General features: G+C 45.5%; 15 protein-coding genes. 14 read left to right on the forward strand and 1 reads right to left on the reverse strand.

Going from position 1 to position 14,203, the window contains the following annotated elements:
• Nucleotides 1–74: 74 nt before the first annotated feature.
• From ctaD to AC2TDN_RS00150, 10 genes are all read left to right on the forward strand, one after another.
• Nucleotides 75–1,922, forward strand: coding sequence for a cytochrome c oxidase subunit I (gene ctaD, locus AC2TDN_RS00105; RefSeq protein ID WP_482065331.1), 1,848 nt, complete (start codon nucleotides 75–77; stop codon nucleotides 1,920–1,922).
• The gene (locus AC2TDN_RS00110; RefSeq protein WP_169087959.1) at nucleotides 1,919–2,536 is read left to right on the forward strand and encodes a cytochrome (ubi)quinol oxidase subunit III; all 618 of its coding nucleotides are present in this window, start codon (nucleotides 1,919–1,921) and stop codon (nucleotides 2,534–2,536) included. Before ctaD ends, AC2TDN_RS00110 begins: the two co-directional genes overlap by 4 nt.
• Before the next feature lie 3 nt (nucleotides 2,537–2,539).
• A complete protein-coding gene (locus AC2TDN_RS00115; RefSeq protein ID WP_482065301.1) occupies nucleotides 2,540–2,857 on the forward strand; it encodes a cytochrome C oxidase subunit IV family protein in 318 nt (105 codons plus the stop codon).
• 92 nt (nucleotides 2,858–2,949) lie between these two features.
• Nucleotides 2,950–3,846 carry a cytochrome c oxidase assembly factor CtaG gene (gene ctaG / locus AC2TDN_RS00120; RefSeq protein WP_484686611.1) on the forward strand — a complete coding sequence of 299 codons (897 nt, stop codon included), beginning with the start codon at nucleotides 2,950–2,952 and terminating at the stop codon, nucleotides 3,844–3,846.
• Between the two features lie 53 nt (nucleotides 3,847–3,899).
• Complete coding sequence (locus AC2TDN_RS00125; protein WP_482065330.1) at nucleotides 3,900–4,343, forward strand: DUF420 domain-containing protein; 444 nt, start codon at nucleotides 3,900–3,902, stop codon at nucleotides 4,341–4,343.
• A 170-nt stretch (nucleotides 4,344–4,513) separates the two neighbouring features.
• Nucleotides 4,514–5,239 (forward strand): hypothetical protein, encoded by a 726-nt coding sequence (locus AC2TDN_RS00130; protein ID WP_484686612.1) that lies wholly within the window; start codon nucleotides 4,514–4,516, stop codon nucleotides 5,237–5,239.
• Nucleotides 5,240–5,268: 29 nt separating this feature from the next.
• Nucleotides 5,269–5,655 carry a GntR family transcriptional regulator gene (locus AC2TDN_RS00135; protein ID WP_484686613.1) on the forward strand — a complete coding sequence of 129 codons (387 nt, stop codon included), beginning with the start codon at nucleotides 5,269–5,271 and terminating at the stop codon, nucleotides 5,653–5,655.
• Nucleotides 5,656–5,667: 12 nt separating this feature from the next.
• Nucleotides 5,668–6,606, forward strand: a complete 939-nt coding sequence (locus AC2TDN_RS00140) for an ABC transporter ATP-binding protein (RefSeq protein WP_484686614.1) — start codon at nucleotides 5,668–5,670, stop codon at nucleotides 6,604–6,606.
• The gene (locus AC2TDN_RS00145; RefSeq protein ID WP_484686615.1) at nucleotides 6,603–7,508 is read left to right on the forward strand and encodes an ABC transporter ATP-binding protein; all 906 of its coding nucleotides are present in this window, start codon (nucleotides 6,603–6,605) and stop codon (nucleotides 7,506–7,508) included. Before AC2TDN_RS00140 ends, AC2TDN_RS00145 begins: the two co-directional genes overlap by 4 nt.
• Nucleotides 7,501–8,808 (forward strand): ABC transporter permease, encoded by a 1,308-nt coding sequence (locus tag AC2TDN_RS00150; RefSeq protein ID WP_484686616.1) that lies wholly within the window; start codon nucleotides 7,501–7,503, stop codon nucleotides 8,806–8,808. Before AC2TDN_RS00145 ends, AC2TDN_RS00150 begins: the two co-directional genes overlap by 8 nt.
• 387 nt (nucleotides 8,809–9,195) lie before the next feature.
• Here AC2TDN_RS00150 and AC2TDN_RS00155 read toward each other — a convergent pair whose 3' ends face one another.
• Complete coding sequence (locus tag AC2TDN_RS00155; protein ID WP_484686617.1) at nucleotides 9,196–9,987, reverse strand: imm11 family protein; 792 nt, start codon at nucleotides 9,985–9,987, stop codon at nucleotides 9,196–9,198.
• Between the two features lie 246 nt (nucleotides 9,988–10,233).
• Between AC2TDN_RS00155 and AC2TDN_RS00160 the strand changes: the two genes are divergently transcribed.
• From AC2TDN_RS00160 to AC2TDN_RS00175, 4 genes are all read left to right on the forward strand, one after another.
• Nucleotides 10,234–10,365 (forward strand): beta-xylosidase family glycoside hydrolase, encoded by a 132-nt coding sequence (locus AC2TDN_RS00160; RefSeq protein WP_484686938.1) that lies wholly within the window; start codon nucleotides 10,234–10,236, stop codon nucleotides 10,363–10,365.
• Between the two features lie 137 nt (nucleotides 10,366–10,502).
• The gene (locus AC2TDN_RS00165) at nucleotides 10,503–11,168 is read left to right on the forward strand and encodes a carbohydrate ABC transporter permease (RefSeq protein WP_484686618.1); all 666 of its coding nucleotides are present in this window, start codon (nucleotides 10,503–10,505) and stop codon (nucleotides 11,166–11,168) included.
• 78 nt (nucleotides 11,169–11,246) lie between these two features.
• Complete coding sequence (locus AC2TDN_RS00170) at nucleotides 11,247–11,861, forward strand: carbohydrate ABC transporter permease (protein WP_484686619.1); 615 nt, start codon at nucleotides 11,247–11,249, stop codon at nucleotides 11,859–11,861.
• 52 nt (nucleotides 11,862–11,913) lie between these two features.
• Nucleotides 11,914–14,058 carry an alpha-L-rhamnosidase-related protein gene (locus AC2TDN_RS00175; protein WP_484686620.1) on the forward strand — a complete coding sequence of 715 codons (2,145 nt, stop codon included), beginning with the start codon at nucleotides 11,914–11,916 and terminating at the stop codon, nucleotides 14,056–14,058.
• Nucleotides 14,059–14,203 lie beyond the last annotated feature (145 nt).

The raw sequence follows: 14,203 nt of genomic DNA on the forward strand, positions 1-14,203 counted from the left end.
TTTATCGGTGATTGAAGGAGGTACCTACTTTGGCTCATGCGCATTCGCATCAGGTCAAACGTTACAGTGGTCTGATGGACTGGCTGACAACGGTTGACCATAAAAAAATTGGCATATTGTATATGATTGCTGGCGGATTTTTCTTCCTTGTCGGCGGTTTGGAAGCGATTTTGATTCGGGTTCAATTGTGGAAGCCGCTTAATGACTTTGTTAGCGCGGATACATACAATGAGCTCCTAACTATGCACGGTACGACTATGATCTTCCTAGCGGCCATGCCGCTGTTGTTCGCTCTTATGAATGCGGTCGTTCCGCTTCAAATCGGCGCGCGCGACGTAGCCTTTCCTTTCGTTAACTCACTTGGCTTCTGGACGTTCTTGTTCGGCGGCGTGCTGCTTAACGTCAGCTGGTTTACAGGAGGAGCACCGGATGCAGGTTGGACATCGTATGCTCCGCTCGCTGGTACGACCTATAGCGGCGACCATGGCGTAGATTATTACGTTCTCGGCTTGCAAATAGCCGGTATCGGTACGCTAATCGGGGGGATTAACTTCCTCGTAACGATTATCAACATGCGTGCGCCAGGCATGACGTTCATGCGTATGCCGATGTTCACATGGACAGCGTTCATTACTTCAGCGCTTATCTTGTTCGCATTCCCTGCTCTTGCAGTTGGTCTTGCGGCGCTAATGTTCGACAGATTGTTTGACGCAAATTTCTTTGATCCTTCAGGCGGCGGCAACGCTGTACTATGGGAGCATATTTTCTGGATATTCGGGCATCCTGAGGTTTATATCCTCATCCTGCCGGCCTTCGGCGTTATTTCCGAGGTAATAAGTACATTCTCACGCAAGCGTTTGTTCGGTTACAGCTCGATGGTATTCGCTACAATCCTGATCGGCTTCTTGGGCTTCATGGTTTGGGCGCATCACATGTTCACGGTTGGTCTTGGACCGGTCGCGAATGCGCTGTTCTCGATTGCAACGATGCTTATCGCCGTTCCGACAGGTATCAAAATTTTCAACTGGCTATTTACGATGTGGGGCGGATCCATTAAATTCACGTCAGCGAATTTGTTTGCTGTAGGATTTATCCCAACCTTCGTAATGGGCGGCGTTACCGGCGTCATGCTGGCAGCAGCGCCAGCTGACTTTCAATATCACGATTCTTACTTTGTCGTAGCGCATTTCCACTACGTTATCGTAGGCGGATTGATTCTCGGTATTTTCTCTGGCCTTCACTACTGGTGGCCAAAAATGTTCGGCCGTATACTAAACGAAACACTTGGCAAGCTGACGTTCTGGACTTTCTTTATCGGCTTCCACTTAACATTCTTCATTCAGCATTTCCTTGGCTTGCTTGGTATGCCGCGTCGTATTTGGACATATCTTGACGGTCTTGGCTTTAATGAAATGAACATGATTAGTACGGTTGGCGCATTCTTGATGGGCTTCGGTACAATCTTCTTCTTGCTGAACGTCGTTATAACAGCATTCAAACCACAAGATGCACCGGCAGATCCTTGGGAAGACGGTCGTACGCTGGAGTGGACGATTCCATCTCCGCCGCCAGAGTACAACTTCGCTCAAACGCCGCTTGTTCGCGGTTATGATGCTTACTGGAAAGAAAAATCGGATGGCCACAAAGGCATGACGCCTGCTGAGCCAATTGGTCCGATTCATATGCCATCTCCATCAATCCTGCCGTTCTTTATGGGACTTGGCTTGTTCATCGCAGGTCTAGGATTCATGTATGCTCATGATTGGGGCAACCTGTTCGGCTCATTCAAAACTGGTTATGCTGTTGGTATTTTTGGCCTTCTGATCTTGTTCGGATGCATGTTCCTGCGTTCCGCAATCGATGATCACGGCTTCCACATTGAAGAAGACGAAATCCTTAGAGATTTGGGGGGTAAAGCATGAGTGCGCATTCGCATGTAGAGGGGCAATTGCCTCATGAGCCCGAAAAGGCGACCCTCGAGGGACGCAATAAAGTATTAGGCTTTTGGCTTTTCCTTGGCGGCGAGACAGTATTGTTCGGAACGTTGTTCTCAGCGTTCCTTGCACTTCGCCATCAAGTTCTTGACGGTCCTCCAGCGCATGAGCTGTTCCAGCTTCCGCTCGTTGCGCTTGCGACTGCACTATTGCTTACATCAAGCTTGACCAGCGTATTCGCTGTTCACGCGCTGCATACGAATAGGGTAAAAGCGCTTATTAATTGGCTGATTATTACCGTTGTTCTTGGCGCAGGCTTCCTAGGACTAGAGATTTATGAGTTCTACCACTATGTACATGAAGGCCACGGCTTTACGACGAGCGCATTCAGCTCCTCGTTCTATACGCTTGTTGGCTTCCACGGAGCGCACGTTGCTTTCGGTATTACGTGGATCACATTGATTATCATTCAACTCGCAAGAAAAGGCTTGACTGTTGTTACCGCACCGAAGGTATATGTAGCCGGTATGTACTGGCACTTTATCGACGTTGTATGGGTATTCATTTTCACCGTCGTTTACTTGATGGGAAAGGTGGTTTAATCCATGGCCAGCAATCATCCAGCCACAGAGGAAAGCCCCAAGCGTCATAAGGTCGAAGGACCGAAGAAGCATATCATTGCCTTTATTTTCTCCCTCCTGCTTACGTTTATCGCATTCGCGACTGTAATCAGCGGAGAAATCAACAAAGATTTCATTTACATTATTTTAGTCGGATTAGCCGTTTTGCAGGTTTTCGTTCAAATGGCATTCTGGATGCATATGAAGGACCGCGGTCATACTTTCGCCATTATCGGCATTTTGACAGGCGTATTCATCGTATTCACATGTGTCATTATGGCTGAGTATTGGGCTTGGTGGTAATGTTCGATTGATTGGAGGAGAGGAGGGTCCCGAGGCTTGGGTCCCTCCTCTTTTGTAAAAATAGGCTAGCGTTATTGAAAGGAGCTTCCACGATGCTTGGCTTACAGTATTTTCGCTTCGAGGAATTGTGGACCCCCATGTTTGCATTCGGGATGGCGGCAATCGTCATTCTATATTATTACCTGATCGGTCCATGGCGAGAGAAGAATGATCCGCAAGCGCCGGCAGCAACTAGGCTGCAAAAGGTGATGTTCGTCTCTGCTGCTATTATGTTTTATTTGGTGCACGGAGGGCCTTTTAATCTATTAGGCCACCTTATGTTTACATTTCATATGATCAATATGTCTGTGTCTTATTTGATTGTACCGCCGCTAGTTTTACTAGGCGTACCAAGCTTTTTATGGAAAAAGCTGTTCTCGATGCCGTTTTGGAAAAAGCTTAGCTTTATGATGCATCCGATTGTTTGTCTTGTGCTGTTTAATGTCTTGTTTTCGGTATATCATATTCCAATTGTCCATGACTATGTGATGACGCACTTTGCTGTGCATCGTCTTTATTATTTTATTTTGCTCGTTACATCGTTTATGATGTGGTGGCAAATTGCTGTTCCTGTACCAGAGTGGGCAAGACTAACCGATTTGAAAAGAATGGCTTATGTTTTTGCGAACGGAATGCTGCTTACACCAGCCTGCGCCTTAATTATTTTTGCGAAAACGTCCATGTATGCCATCTACAGCGATCCTGACGTATGGGTGACTGCAATGGGTTATTGCGTAACGGGCGATCCTAGTCGATTGCTGGAAAGCTTCAGCGGTCCGCAATTTTTTAATATTATGGATGTCGTTGAGGATCAGCAGCTTGGCGGAATCGTGATGAAGTTTGTGCAGGAGATTATGTACGGCATTATTTTGGCCTATATTTTCAAGCAATGGTTCAAACGAGAGCATACGGAAGATGATTTGCCAAATACGAATAAAGGTACGGCTTAGCACCAATCATTATAAGAACAATAGGTGGGGTAGAGTTGAACATTTATAATATTATGCCGACAATTAGCACCTTCTTCATCGTGCTTAGCGCAGTCCTAGTAGCCATAGGCTGGAGACTGGCCATTAAGCGCAGGCTGGAGGAGCATCAGAAGGTGATGTTCTATGCAGCGGTAGCTGCAATAATCTTTTTTATCGTATACGCATCACGAACGATTTTTGCAGGTAATACCTCATGGGGCGGGCCGGATGGATTAAAGCCATATTATCTCGTTTTCTTATTGTTTCATATTGTGCTTGCGACGGTTGCTGCCGTATTTGGCATTACGACGCTTACGCTTGGCTACAAGAAGAAATTCGCTAAGCATCGGAAGTGGGGAAAGGTTACTTCGGTTATTTGGTTCGTAACCGCCATTACCGGCACCATGGTTTATGTTTTGCTTTATCTCATGTATCCGGGCGGTCATACGGAGCCTATGATAAAAGCGATTTTCGGATAGATTACGATTCATAGTCAGTGGGAAAGCCATGCATTCGGGAGAGACAACTCTTTCGGAAGTATGGCTTTTTTTATTTATTGGGAGGTGTTGACAAAGGTGTACACAGTGAATATACTGTGTATAAAGATATATACAGTATATTCACTGGTTGAGCGAAGGGAGCAATTGCAATGGGGTTATGGAAAGGCGCTTGGTATTTAGCGAAGCATGAACTGGCTAGGGATCGTTGGAAAAGTCTCTTATCGATTTTTTTTATCGGCTATTTATTGTTATTCACGGTTCCATTATTAAATGATGTGATTGAAGGCAACAAAGAGAAGGCGCTCTACTGGGCTGCAGACTTTGTTTATCTAACGTTATTCCCTTGTATGGGTTTTATTCTTAATCAAGCGATGCTGCGTTACTGGAAGGATAATAGCTATACCAAAAAATTAGCGTATTGGCGAACGCTGCCGATCTCATCCAAGCAAATTGCGTTGGGACGTATTATACAGCTAGCTATTGTATTGTTAACAACGCAGCTGTTATTTTTCATCATACAATTCATCTTCATACGAGATATGGGTGCGGACATATCTGCCTTGCATTTTGCAATCTATGGGCTTTTCTGGTTCGGTTACTCCTTATCGATGGCGATTGCTTACGTCTACTGGGAAGTTGGTCATACAGGCAAAATATACTTCTTGTTTAACATGGTTTATATTTTTGTACTACTCGTTATCTCGAGTTGTCTAACAGTATTGATGGATAGCAATATTGTTGCCGCATCCCTGCAAGCGATCACAAGCGGACACTGGTGGATTGCTTTAGCGACTATCGCAATAAGTGTTGCAGCCATCTTCATTGGAGTGAATCGCATTGAAAACCGTCTTGAGAAACGCAGCTATAGCGCTTAGTCATTAGAGAATGGAAGAAGGTGAAGGCCATGCGGCTGCCCATACAAATTAACGAGCAAAGCGCAGAGCCGCTATATCATCAGATCGAAGTACAGCTTCGCGCATTAATTGTAAGCGGACAGCTAATAGAAGGGACGTTGCTGCCATCGATTCGCGAGCTTGCGCAAACGGTTAAATGCAGTGTCATTACCGTAAAGCGGGTATATAACGATTTGGAAGCGGAAGGGCTGCTTCGAACGAGGCAAGGAACCGGCACTTATGTGGCGCAGGTTGGAGAACAGGAACGTGACCGGCATCGGCTCGCCGCTGTCATTGAAGCATTTGATCAGGCAGTCGTTGCGGGCAAGCGGGTTCAGTGTACGGAGGAAGAGCTGGATTCGATGTTTAAAGACGCGATGAAAAAACATTTTGAATAAAGGATGGGACGCATGATGGAGGATACGATTGCCATTCAACTGGACGGCGTTGTGCAGAACCGATCGAATTTCAAGCTAGGACCGCTTCATATGAGTATTCCGAGCGGCTACATTACAGCTATTGTTGGTCCTAACGGCTGCGGCAAAAGCTCGACGTTCCGCTTGATGCTTGATCTCGATAAAGCGGATGAGGGCTCGATTCAGCTGCTTGGTCATCAAGTAGAGAAGGGGCTCGGCACTGAACTAAAGAAAAGAATCGGGTATTTGCATGATCAATCTTCTGCACACGAGGATAGCATGATGGGGACGGAGAAGGCAGCATTTCACCGGTTTTGGTATGACAACTGGGATGTCAATCGCTATCGCGAGCTGCTGCATATTCTAGAGGTCGATGATAATCAAGTTCTTGGCAAAATGTCAAAGGGGATGCGCCGCAAATTCGAATTTGTGTTAGCGCTGGCTCATCATCCTGATCTGCTATTGCTCGATGAACCATCCTCAGGACTTGATCCGCTTGCTTGGAAAACGATGATCGAGGTGCTTCATCGGTATATGGACCGCGGCGATCGGACCATTCTCATGAGCTCCCATATTATTGAAGAAGTGAAACGTCTTGCCGATTATATCGTGTTTATGGCTCAGGGACGGGTGCTTGGCATCTATGAGAAGGATGAGCTGTTCAGCAGCTGGTTTACGATCTTTGTCAGCGGCACGGGGCTAAATCCGAAGAAGGCAGCGTTGATTCCAGGCCAATGCGGCGTGGAGCATACGGGTGGAATAACGTACCGCATAACGACGAATAAAGCAGCTGAAGCTGAACAATGGTGTGCTGCGGAAGGTTACCAGATCGTCAGCAGGCAGGCACTTGAGCTCGATGAAATTATGAATGCGCTGCTTATGCAGGATCGATTAAGTACAAGAACGAATGAATCGAGGGGAGCAACGAAATGAATCCATTAATAGTAGAAAATGTTGTTAAGCAATACGGGGATAAAACAGCTGTCAACGGTATTAGTTTAGAGGTTAGCGAGGGTGAAATTTACGGCCTGCTCGGCGCCAATGGTGCAGGCAAGACAACGACGATGCGAATGGTGTTAGGCCTTATTTACCCGGATGAAGGAAAAATTTTGTACAACGGAAAAGCTTACAGCAATGATCAGCTCCGCAATCTTGGCTATTTGCCGGAGGAGAGAGGGCTGTATCCGAAGGTTCGCATTAGCGATCAACTCATTTATTTAGCCCAGCTGCGCGGCATGTCGAAGAAGGATGCGGAGCAAAGCTTGAAGAAATGGCTGGACCGATTCGAGGTGCCGGAGTATTACAACAAGAAGGTAGAAGAGCTATCCAAGGGCAATCAACAAAAAATTCAATTTATCGCTGGTGTTATCCATTCTCCGAAAATCGTCATCCTTGATGAAGCGTTCAGCGGACTTGATCCGGTTAACGTCGAGCTATTGAAATCAACGGTGAAGGAGCTGCGTGACTCAGGCACGAGCATCCTATTCTCCACTCACCGGATGGAGCATGTCGAGGAGCTATGCCGAAACATTACCATTTTGCACCGCTCAAATGTAGTTCTGAAGGGGAATTTGAAGGATATTAAGAAGCAATTCCCGAAGGAGCGCGTTATTCTCAGCACCGAGAAGGAAGTTGCGGGTATCGAGCGGATTGCCGGGGTTACCAGCGTTAACCGCCATGAGTACGGCTATGAAGTTGGCATTGCAAATGAAGCGGTAGGCGGAGAGATTTTGCGACATGCCCTGGAACAGTCGAACATTTCAAGATTCGAGATTAAGGAACCTACCTTAAACGAAATCTTTATTAAAACAGTAGGCGGTGATAGCCATGAGTAATTTTTGGACAGTTGTTGGCTTTACGTTAAAAAATAAATTCAGAGGCAAAGCATTCCTCGTTACGACGCTTATTATTGCCGCTATTATGACAATCGCTATAAATCTACCTTATATTTTCTCGCAATTCGGCGGCGGCGACAAAGTAACTAATATTGGTTATATTCAATCCACACAAGCAGAAGGTGCGGCGACGGGTGACCAGCTTAAAGCATATTTTGAGCTGCAGGAGAAGCCGGGAGTAAAGCTTGTTCCTTACGAGGATAAAGGCACAGATGCAGAGAACGAGAAGCAGTTGAAGCAGGCGATTACGGCTAAAGACATTAAAGGCTACTTGGCTTTTGGCAAAATGACAGACAGTGGCTTTCCGGAAATCACGTATAAATCCGAGAAGCTGCTGGCATTTGATCTGACTAGCTCAATTCAGAATGGTCTTCAAGCGATTCGTCAAGCTACCGTGCTCCAGGATGCTGGATTAACAGATAAGCAGCTAGCGCTGCTGAATGCACCGATCGAAATCGCATCGGTACAAATTTCCGCTAGCGAAGGCGCAGGCAATGTAGGCGATGGCAAAACACCGGAAGAGCAAGCCGTTAATATGGGACTGGTATACTTCATCGTCGTCCTTCTGTTCATGGCTATTATGATTACAGGTCAATTGATCGCTTCGGAAATTACAGCAGAGAAAAGCTCGCGCGTTATGGAGCTTCTTATTACGAGCGTATCGCCCCTTAAGCAAATGTTCGGTAAAATCGTCGGCATGTTTTTGGTGGGGCTTATCCAAATTACGATCTACGTGCTCGTAATTATCGTAAACATATCGCTGCCGCATAACGATAAAATGCTAGGCCAGTTCAATATCGATTTAACACAAATTGATCCAATGCTGCTGTTGTACGCGGTACTGTTCTACTTGACGGGTTACTTCTTGTTCGCAACGTTGTTCGCTGCGGTGGGATCCATTGTCAGCCGTACAGAGGATTTGGGCCAGGCGGTGCTGCCGATTACGATGCTTTCGCTGGCAGGCTTCTACATTTCCATATTCAGCATTTCAAGCCCAGACAGCATTCTAGTGAAGGTATCCTCCTTCGTTCCATTCTTCTCGCCGTTTGTTATGCTTCTGAGACTAGGCTTGACCGATCCTCCAGTATGGGAAGTGTGGGCATCGATCGGTATTCTGCTCGTCACCATCTACGCTGCTGTATGGCTCTCGGCCAAAATTTACCGCACGGGCGTATTGATGTACGGCAAGCGTCCTAGCTTTAAAGAGCTTCGCAAAGCGATGAAGGCTTATAAGATTTAGGTTTACGGTAAGTATTGTGGGTAATTGTGAGTAATACTTACGACTGAGACCGATTATATTAGCAATTGAAGCAATTATATAAACGAATGAGACAAAATATGGAGAACCCAGTAGGATCAGCCCTTGATCTTGGTAATATCCCCTCCAAGTTCACTCTTTCCCTCATGGTAACATGAGGGTTTTTTTGAGCGTCTTACAGAGAATAAAGTAAGGTTTACTCTCCTGATTTAAGTAAAACTGGAGAACGCAGTACTCACCAATACTGGAGAACGCAGTATTCACCATATAGTACATTTGACGGAAAATATGCTTGATATGAGGATTTTTCAATAAAAAAGCGTTAGACCTAATAAAGGTCAAACGACCGGCAATATGTCCTTACTTCTATTATAGGTTGGATCGAGGTGACAGCTTCCATTTTATCTCTAAAAACGGAATAGGAATATAAACCGGCACGGACCAAGCATATGATCCATCCGGAAGCAGATCCCCCAATACAACCTTTCCGTTAGCGTTTTTCTGCCATTTATGATCGCCGCTAACAACCGCCCACTGGCCTTCCTCCACGATCTTCATCGCTTCTTCATAAGTGTACTCGCCAGATTGAGGCACAGATTCAGATACAGCCGGTTGTGGCGTGTTCATGTACTCCGATGCAAATACTTCATGGAATACAAAACCTTTCAGCCGATGGCTTTCTACGAAATCTTTAAATACATCTGTTACGAAAACTTTTGTGCTGAGCTGCTGAGGAATTTTAAAAATAAACTCACCCTGCAGGCGCTCCGGATGGAAAGCATAAGATTCATAGCCAATGAACGTTCCGCTGGATAATGTTTTCTCAACTGCTTGCTCACGGTTAATCGCATCGACAATGTTAGTGACATTAACCGCAGCGACAGGGAAGTCCTCGAGCTGTAAGGGCAAAATTTCTGCGCGTCCATAAATAGCCGCCTGAAGCAGGTCAATTGCTTTCTTGCTCCATATCAATTTCCCCGAGACAAAGGATAAAGAATCGCAAGCAACCCCTTTTCCTTTGTAAATATGCATCTCAATTTCTTTCCATTTATCTACCGTATTTCCCATAAACTGAGAGTCGAAATAACCATTGAAATCGACATCAAAATCTTTAGTTGTAATTTGAACTTTACTTCCGCTGTCAAGCTCCCATACTTTCATAGTCTCAGCCCTCACTAATTATAGACTCTCTATACGATAATACTATTATCGCTCAGAGATGGTGTGATTGTGAAACATTTTTGGCGATATAGTCCGCAGTCGTTAAGCAGGCGGCATTATAAGTCTGGATTTTAAGATTAGTGACATAGGGCGCGGCCGGGATTTCTGCGAATAAGGGGAAGGGAATCGCTATTCTAGCTTCACGAGCAGAGCCGGATTGCCTGGAGACTGCAAGCCTTCAATGTCATCGTTGAGACATGCGTCGAATTCGAGCCGGACAATTTCCATGAGATGGCAGGGTTAACTCTCTTCTACGACCAACGGATGTTTTATTATCTGCGTATTACCACAGCGAGACGTTTGGAGGCAAATGCCTGAGCATTCTGTTCGCCGATAACGGAAAAGAACGGAGTTAACCGAAACTCACTTATCCATCGCAGATTGGGATCGTGTCTATCACAGCGCGGTGATAAAGCACTGATCCATACGTAGCCAAAGGTATAGGAAATCTATTATTGCTCATCGTAACAGGATTAATTAAAACGTTAATTCCTCCGCTAATAACTGCAGAGTTAATCTATCATTTGCGAAGCAAGAAGCTGCAATACGGCTTCCGCACCGCCTTTACGGCATCGATGGTTATACCAGGCGTTGCGCTTCTATTAATTTGGCAAAATTTCTATGATCCGAACATAGGCTTATTCAACAACTTCTTGGAAGTCATTGGGCTCGGCTCATGGGCACATGGTTGGCTCGGGGATCCGGGCACCGCAATATGGTCGATTATCTTTATCGGTTTTCCGTTTATAGGCATCCTTCAATTGCTTGTTTTCTATGCAGGTCTATTGTCGATCCCAAGCGAGTTAATTGAATCGGCTAAAATTGATGGAGCTGGCTTGCCGCGGATCATTCGGTCTATACATCTGCCGCTTCTTGCGGGCCAGTTCAAATTTTTGTTGATCTTGGCGCTGATTGGCATTATTCAAGACTTTAACGGCATTCTGATTGTAACCGGCGGAGGTCCGATGGATTCTACTTACGTTCCTGCCTTGCAAATGTACTATGCCGCAACAAAATTCAATGATCTCGGCTATGCATCAGCACTTGGCGTAAGCATGTTCATGGTTGTCCTGGTTATTACAATCATCAACATGAAGTTTATTAAAACATCGAATGATTAAGGAGGGACAAAACCATGATCGCCAGTCAGGATGCGAAGTCATTGAAGGCCGGATTAAAGAGTAAAAAAAAGGGCTACGTTGGTTTATGCAGTAGTTGCGAGTGCTTTCGTCATGCTGCTTTCCGCTATATCCGGTTATATATTTGCCAAGAAAGAGTTTCCAGGCAAAGAGATGCTTTTCCTCATGATGCTGGCTATTATGATGATTCCAGGTATTCTAACCCTGATTCCTTCCTACGTACTGTATGAGAGTATGAATCTGACTAACACACCTTGGGTAATTATCATATCGGCTGCTGCCGGTGGGCAAGTATTCGGTACGTTTCTCTGCCGAAGTTATATGTCCGGGCTGCCAAGTGAATTGTTCGAAGCGGCGCGTATTGACGGAGCATCTGAAATGCGAGTGTTCTGGCAGATCGTCATTCCGCTTTCTCTGCCTATCTTGGCCACCTTATTCATTATGCAGTCTGTAGGGGTGTATAACGACTACATTTGGCCATTACTGACAATTCAAGATAGCAGTATTCAAGTTATATCGGTAGGGTTGACGCAATTCACGAAGCAATTTGGCATTACCGATGTTGGGACTCAATTTGCAGCATATGCCATCTCTTCCGTACCGCTTATTGTGATCTTCTCTTTCGGGATGAAGTATTATATCCAAGGCATGACGCAGGGCGCCTTAAAAATGTAACAGTAATGCATTCCATAAATTCAAGGAATTGAGAAGCAGGGAGAAAAAGAATATGACGATCATGAATGTAAAGGCACTTCCGAAATGGATATGGCATAACGAATGGGAAAAACGGCCTGCTGTCGTTTTTTCGCTTAAGTTCATAATCGATCGAGAGTTGCTGAACGTTTCTTTTCACGCTTCATTTACTGGGGCAGCAAAAGTTCGATTGAATCATTCGCTATTGGTTGAGAAGGAAGAAGAGGCGTCCAATATCGACGGGTGGATGCGAATAGATGAATTTCCGCAAAGGCTCCCAGCAGGCGAGCATAAGATACAGATCGATATGAGCTGCAGCAAGTTTATCCCCATTGGAGAAGTTAATTCTTATTTAGGGGATCGGCGAGTGGGGATGATCGCATATTTGGAGGCAGACAACTATTGGTTGCCGACAGACGAGAGCTGGATGGCAGATGGCGAGAGTGCAGCCATCATTTGCAGCCTTGGTGAAGAGCCATTCGGAGATTTGGAAAACAGCCCGGATTGGTTCGTCTGTGGCGGGTTCGGAGATATTGAGGCATTTTCTCTGCCTGATATCAACGCCCTATCAGCGAAATATATGCATGCAGAAGTAGCAAATGGCGTAGCCATTTTGACCGGCAAGAGCAGTGGAAATCTGGAAATGATCTCTATTCGCTCGGAAAATTTGGAGCTGTTCTATCATCTGAGAAAGCAGACGCAATGGAAGAAAATGCGTGAATGGCAAAATACGCTGGATTTATCCCATACAGCTTCCGTCTTATTCGACTTGGGGAAAGAATACAACTGTCGTTTCTATGCTTCAAATGTCGGCAAAAGTAGTGTGAAGCTGCTTTGGAACGGTGCGGAATCACTAGAGGAACTGAATTTCTACGATGGTTGCATTACGGAATGGATGGAGATACCAGCAGGTCAAACCGAATGGAACCTTCCGCAAGGATTTCGCTTAATACGTATCTTCATCTTTGAAGAACAGGGCGAGGATTTTCAAGTAAACCTAAAATTTCAATCGGTTCACGTCGGTCTTCGCCAAACGGGAATGATTCAAACTGACGTGAATGTGGTGGATGCCATATTCGATGTTTCCGCCCATACCAGTCGGATCTGCCATCAAATCGGTTTGTGGGACGGCATAAAGCGCGATCGTTTGAACTGGACATTCGACTTTTATCTGGCTGCAAAATCTTGCTATTATTTGTGGGAGGATCATAAAGTCATTCGGCGTGCAATCAAGGAGGTTGGAGTAGGGACCCCTTACGGCCATTGGATGAATGGCATATGCGAATATACCCTTTGGTGGATTAAATCCATTTGCGAATATTACTTTCATACGGGAGATAAATCATTTCTCATGGAGATGAAAGAGCCGTTAAAGCGTCATATAGGGTGGGTTGAAGCAAATACAGATTTAGAAAAAGGCGGGCTGAATGTTCAGCAAGGCATCCTGATTGAATGGACTCCTTTAACGCAGACGGAGAGACTGGTTTCGCTTCAAGCCATCTACCTTATGACCCGTAATGATTTAATGCGGATAGCTGATGAATTACAGGAGCTGGAGCTGGATTTCCAGTGGCCGATAGCCTGGTTGAAGGAAGATGAGTTTATGGCAGATACTCATTTGCTTGCCACCAAGGTTCTGGGTATATTAAGCGGCTACGTCTCAAAGGAAAAAGCGATCGAATTTCTTGATCATTATGAACTTCAAGATCCTTTCACTCCCTTATCCGCGTATCAATTGGCGGAATGCTATTCATTATTTGGAAGACAAGACGAAGCATACAATATCATCAAGACCGTATGGGGAGGCATGTTGGAGAAGGGGGCAACTACATTCTGGGAGGCGTTCAAGCTGGATTCCGGATCAGACTTTCATGACGAGCTGACCACTTATACAGCTTATGAGTCTTATCGGATGAGCCTATGCCACTCATGGTCAAGTACTCCCGTTCAATGGATATGTCAAACTGTGCTTGGCGTGGAGCCGGTTGATACCGGATTTGCGACTGTACGGTTTAACCCGAAGCCGGTGGGAGGCATTCGTGAATGTCACGGATCTGTACAAACACCGAATGGCATCATTTTGGTCGATTGGCATCTGGACGAAAACGACATCATCCATGCGAACATTCAAGCGCCCGAGGGGGTAACGGTTATTCATACACTTTCTAACGGCTGTTAGTACGGATTTATTTCTGAAAATTTCTACGACATGTCTCAATTAATAATCAACGAAGTCACTATAACAAAAAGATCACCCCTTTTGGTGATCTTTTTGTCGTAGTTGCGCCGCTCTGGCGGAACCGTTGAGGGAAACGAAAGACAGG

The organism is Paenibacillus sp. Y660 (assembly GCF_057221575.1).

Bases quoted from the DNA above. Each gene is read 5' to 3' on its own strand.
- AC2TDN_RS00110 (WP_169087959.1), top strand. From the start codon at position 1,919: ATGAGTGCGCATTCGCATGTAGAGGGGCAATTGCCTCATGAGCCCGAA.
- AC2TDN_RS00125 (WP_482065330.1), top strand. From the start codon at position 3,900: ATGCCGACAATTAGCACCTTCTTCATCGTGCTTAGCGCAGTCCTAGTA.
- AC2TDN_RS00145 (WP_484686615.1), top strand. From the start codon at position 6,603: ATGAATCCATTAATAGTAGAAAATGTTGTTAAGCAATACGGGGATAAA.
- AC2TDN_RS00140 (WP_484686614.1), top strand. From the start codon at position 5,668: ATGATGGAGGATACGATTGCCATTCAACTGGACGGCGTTGTGCAGAAC.
- AC2TDN_RS00150 (WP_484686616.1), top strand. From the start codon at position 7,501: ATGAGTAATTTTTGGACAGTTGTTGGCTTTACGTTAAAAAATAAATTC.
- AC2TDN_RS00135 (WP_484686613.1), top strand. From the start codon at position 5,269: ATGCGGCTGCCCATACAAATTAACGAGCAAAGCGCAGAGCCGCTATAT.
- AC2TDN_RS00155 (WP_484686617.1), bottom strand. From the start codon at position 9,987: ATGAAAGTATGGGAGCTTGACAGCGGAAGTAAAGTTCAAATTACAACT.
- AC2TDN_RS00175 (WP_484686620.1), top strand. From the start codon at position 11,914: ATGACGATCATGAATGTAAAGGCACTTCCGAAATGGATATGGCATAAC.
- ctaD (WP_482065331.1), top strand. From the start codon at position 75: ATGGACTGGCTGACAACGGTTGACCATAAAAAAATTGGCATATTGTAT.
- AC2TDN_RS00115 (WP_482065301.1), top strand. From the start codon at position 2,540: ATGGCCAGCAATCATCCAGCCACAGAGGAAAGCCCCAAGCGTCATAAG.
- AC2TDN_RS00130 (WP_484686612.1), top strand. From the start codon at position 4,514: ATGGGGTTATGGAAAGGCGCTTGGTATTTAGCGAAGCATGAACTGGCT.
- ctaG (WP_484686611.1), top strand. From the start codon at position 2,950: ATGCTTGGCTTACAGTATTTTCGCTTCGAGGAATTGTGGACCCCCATG.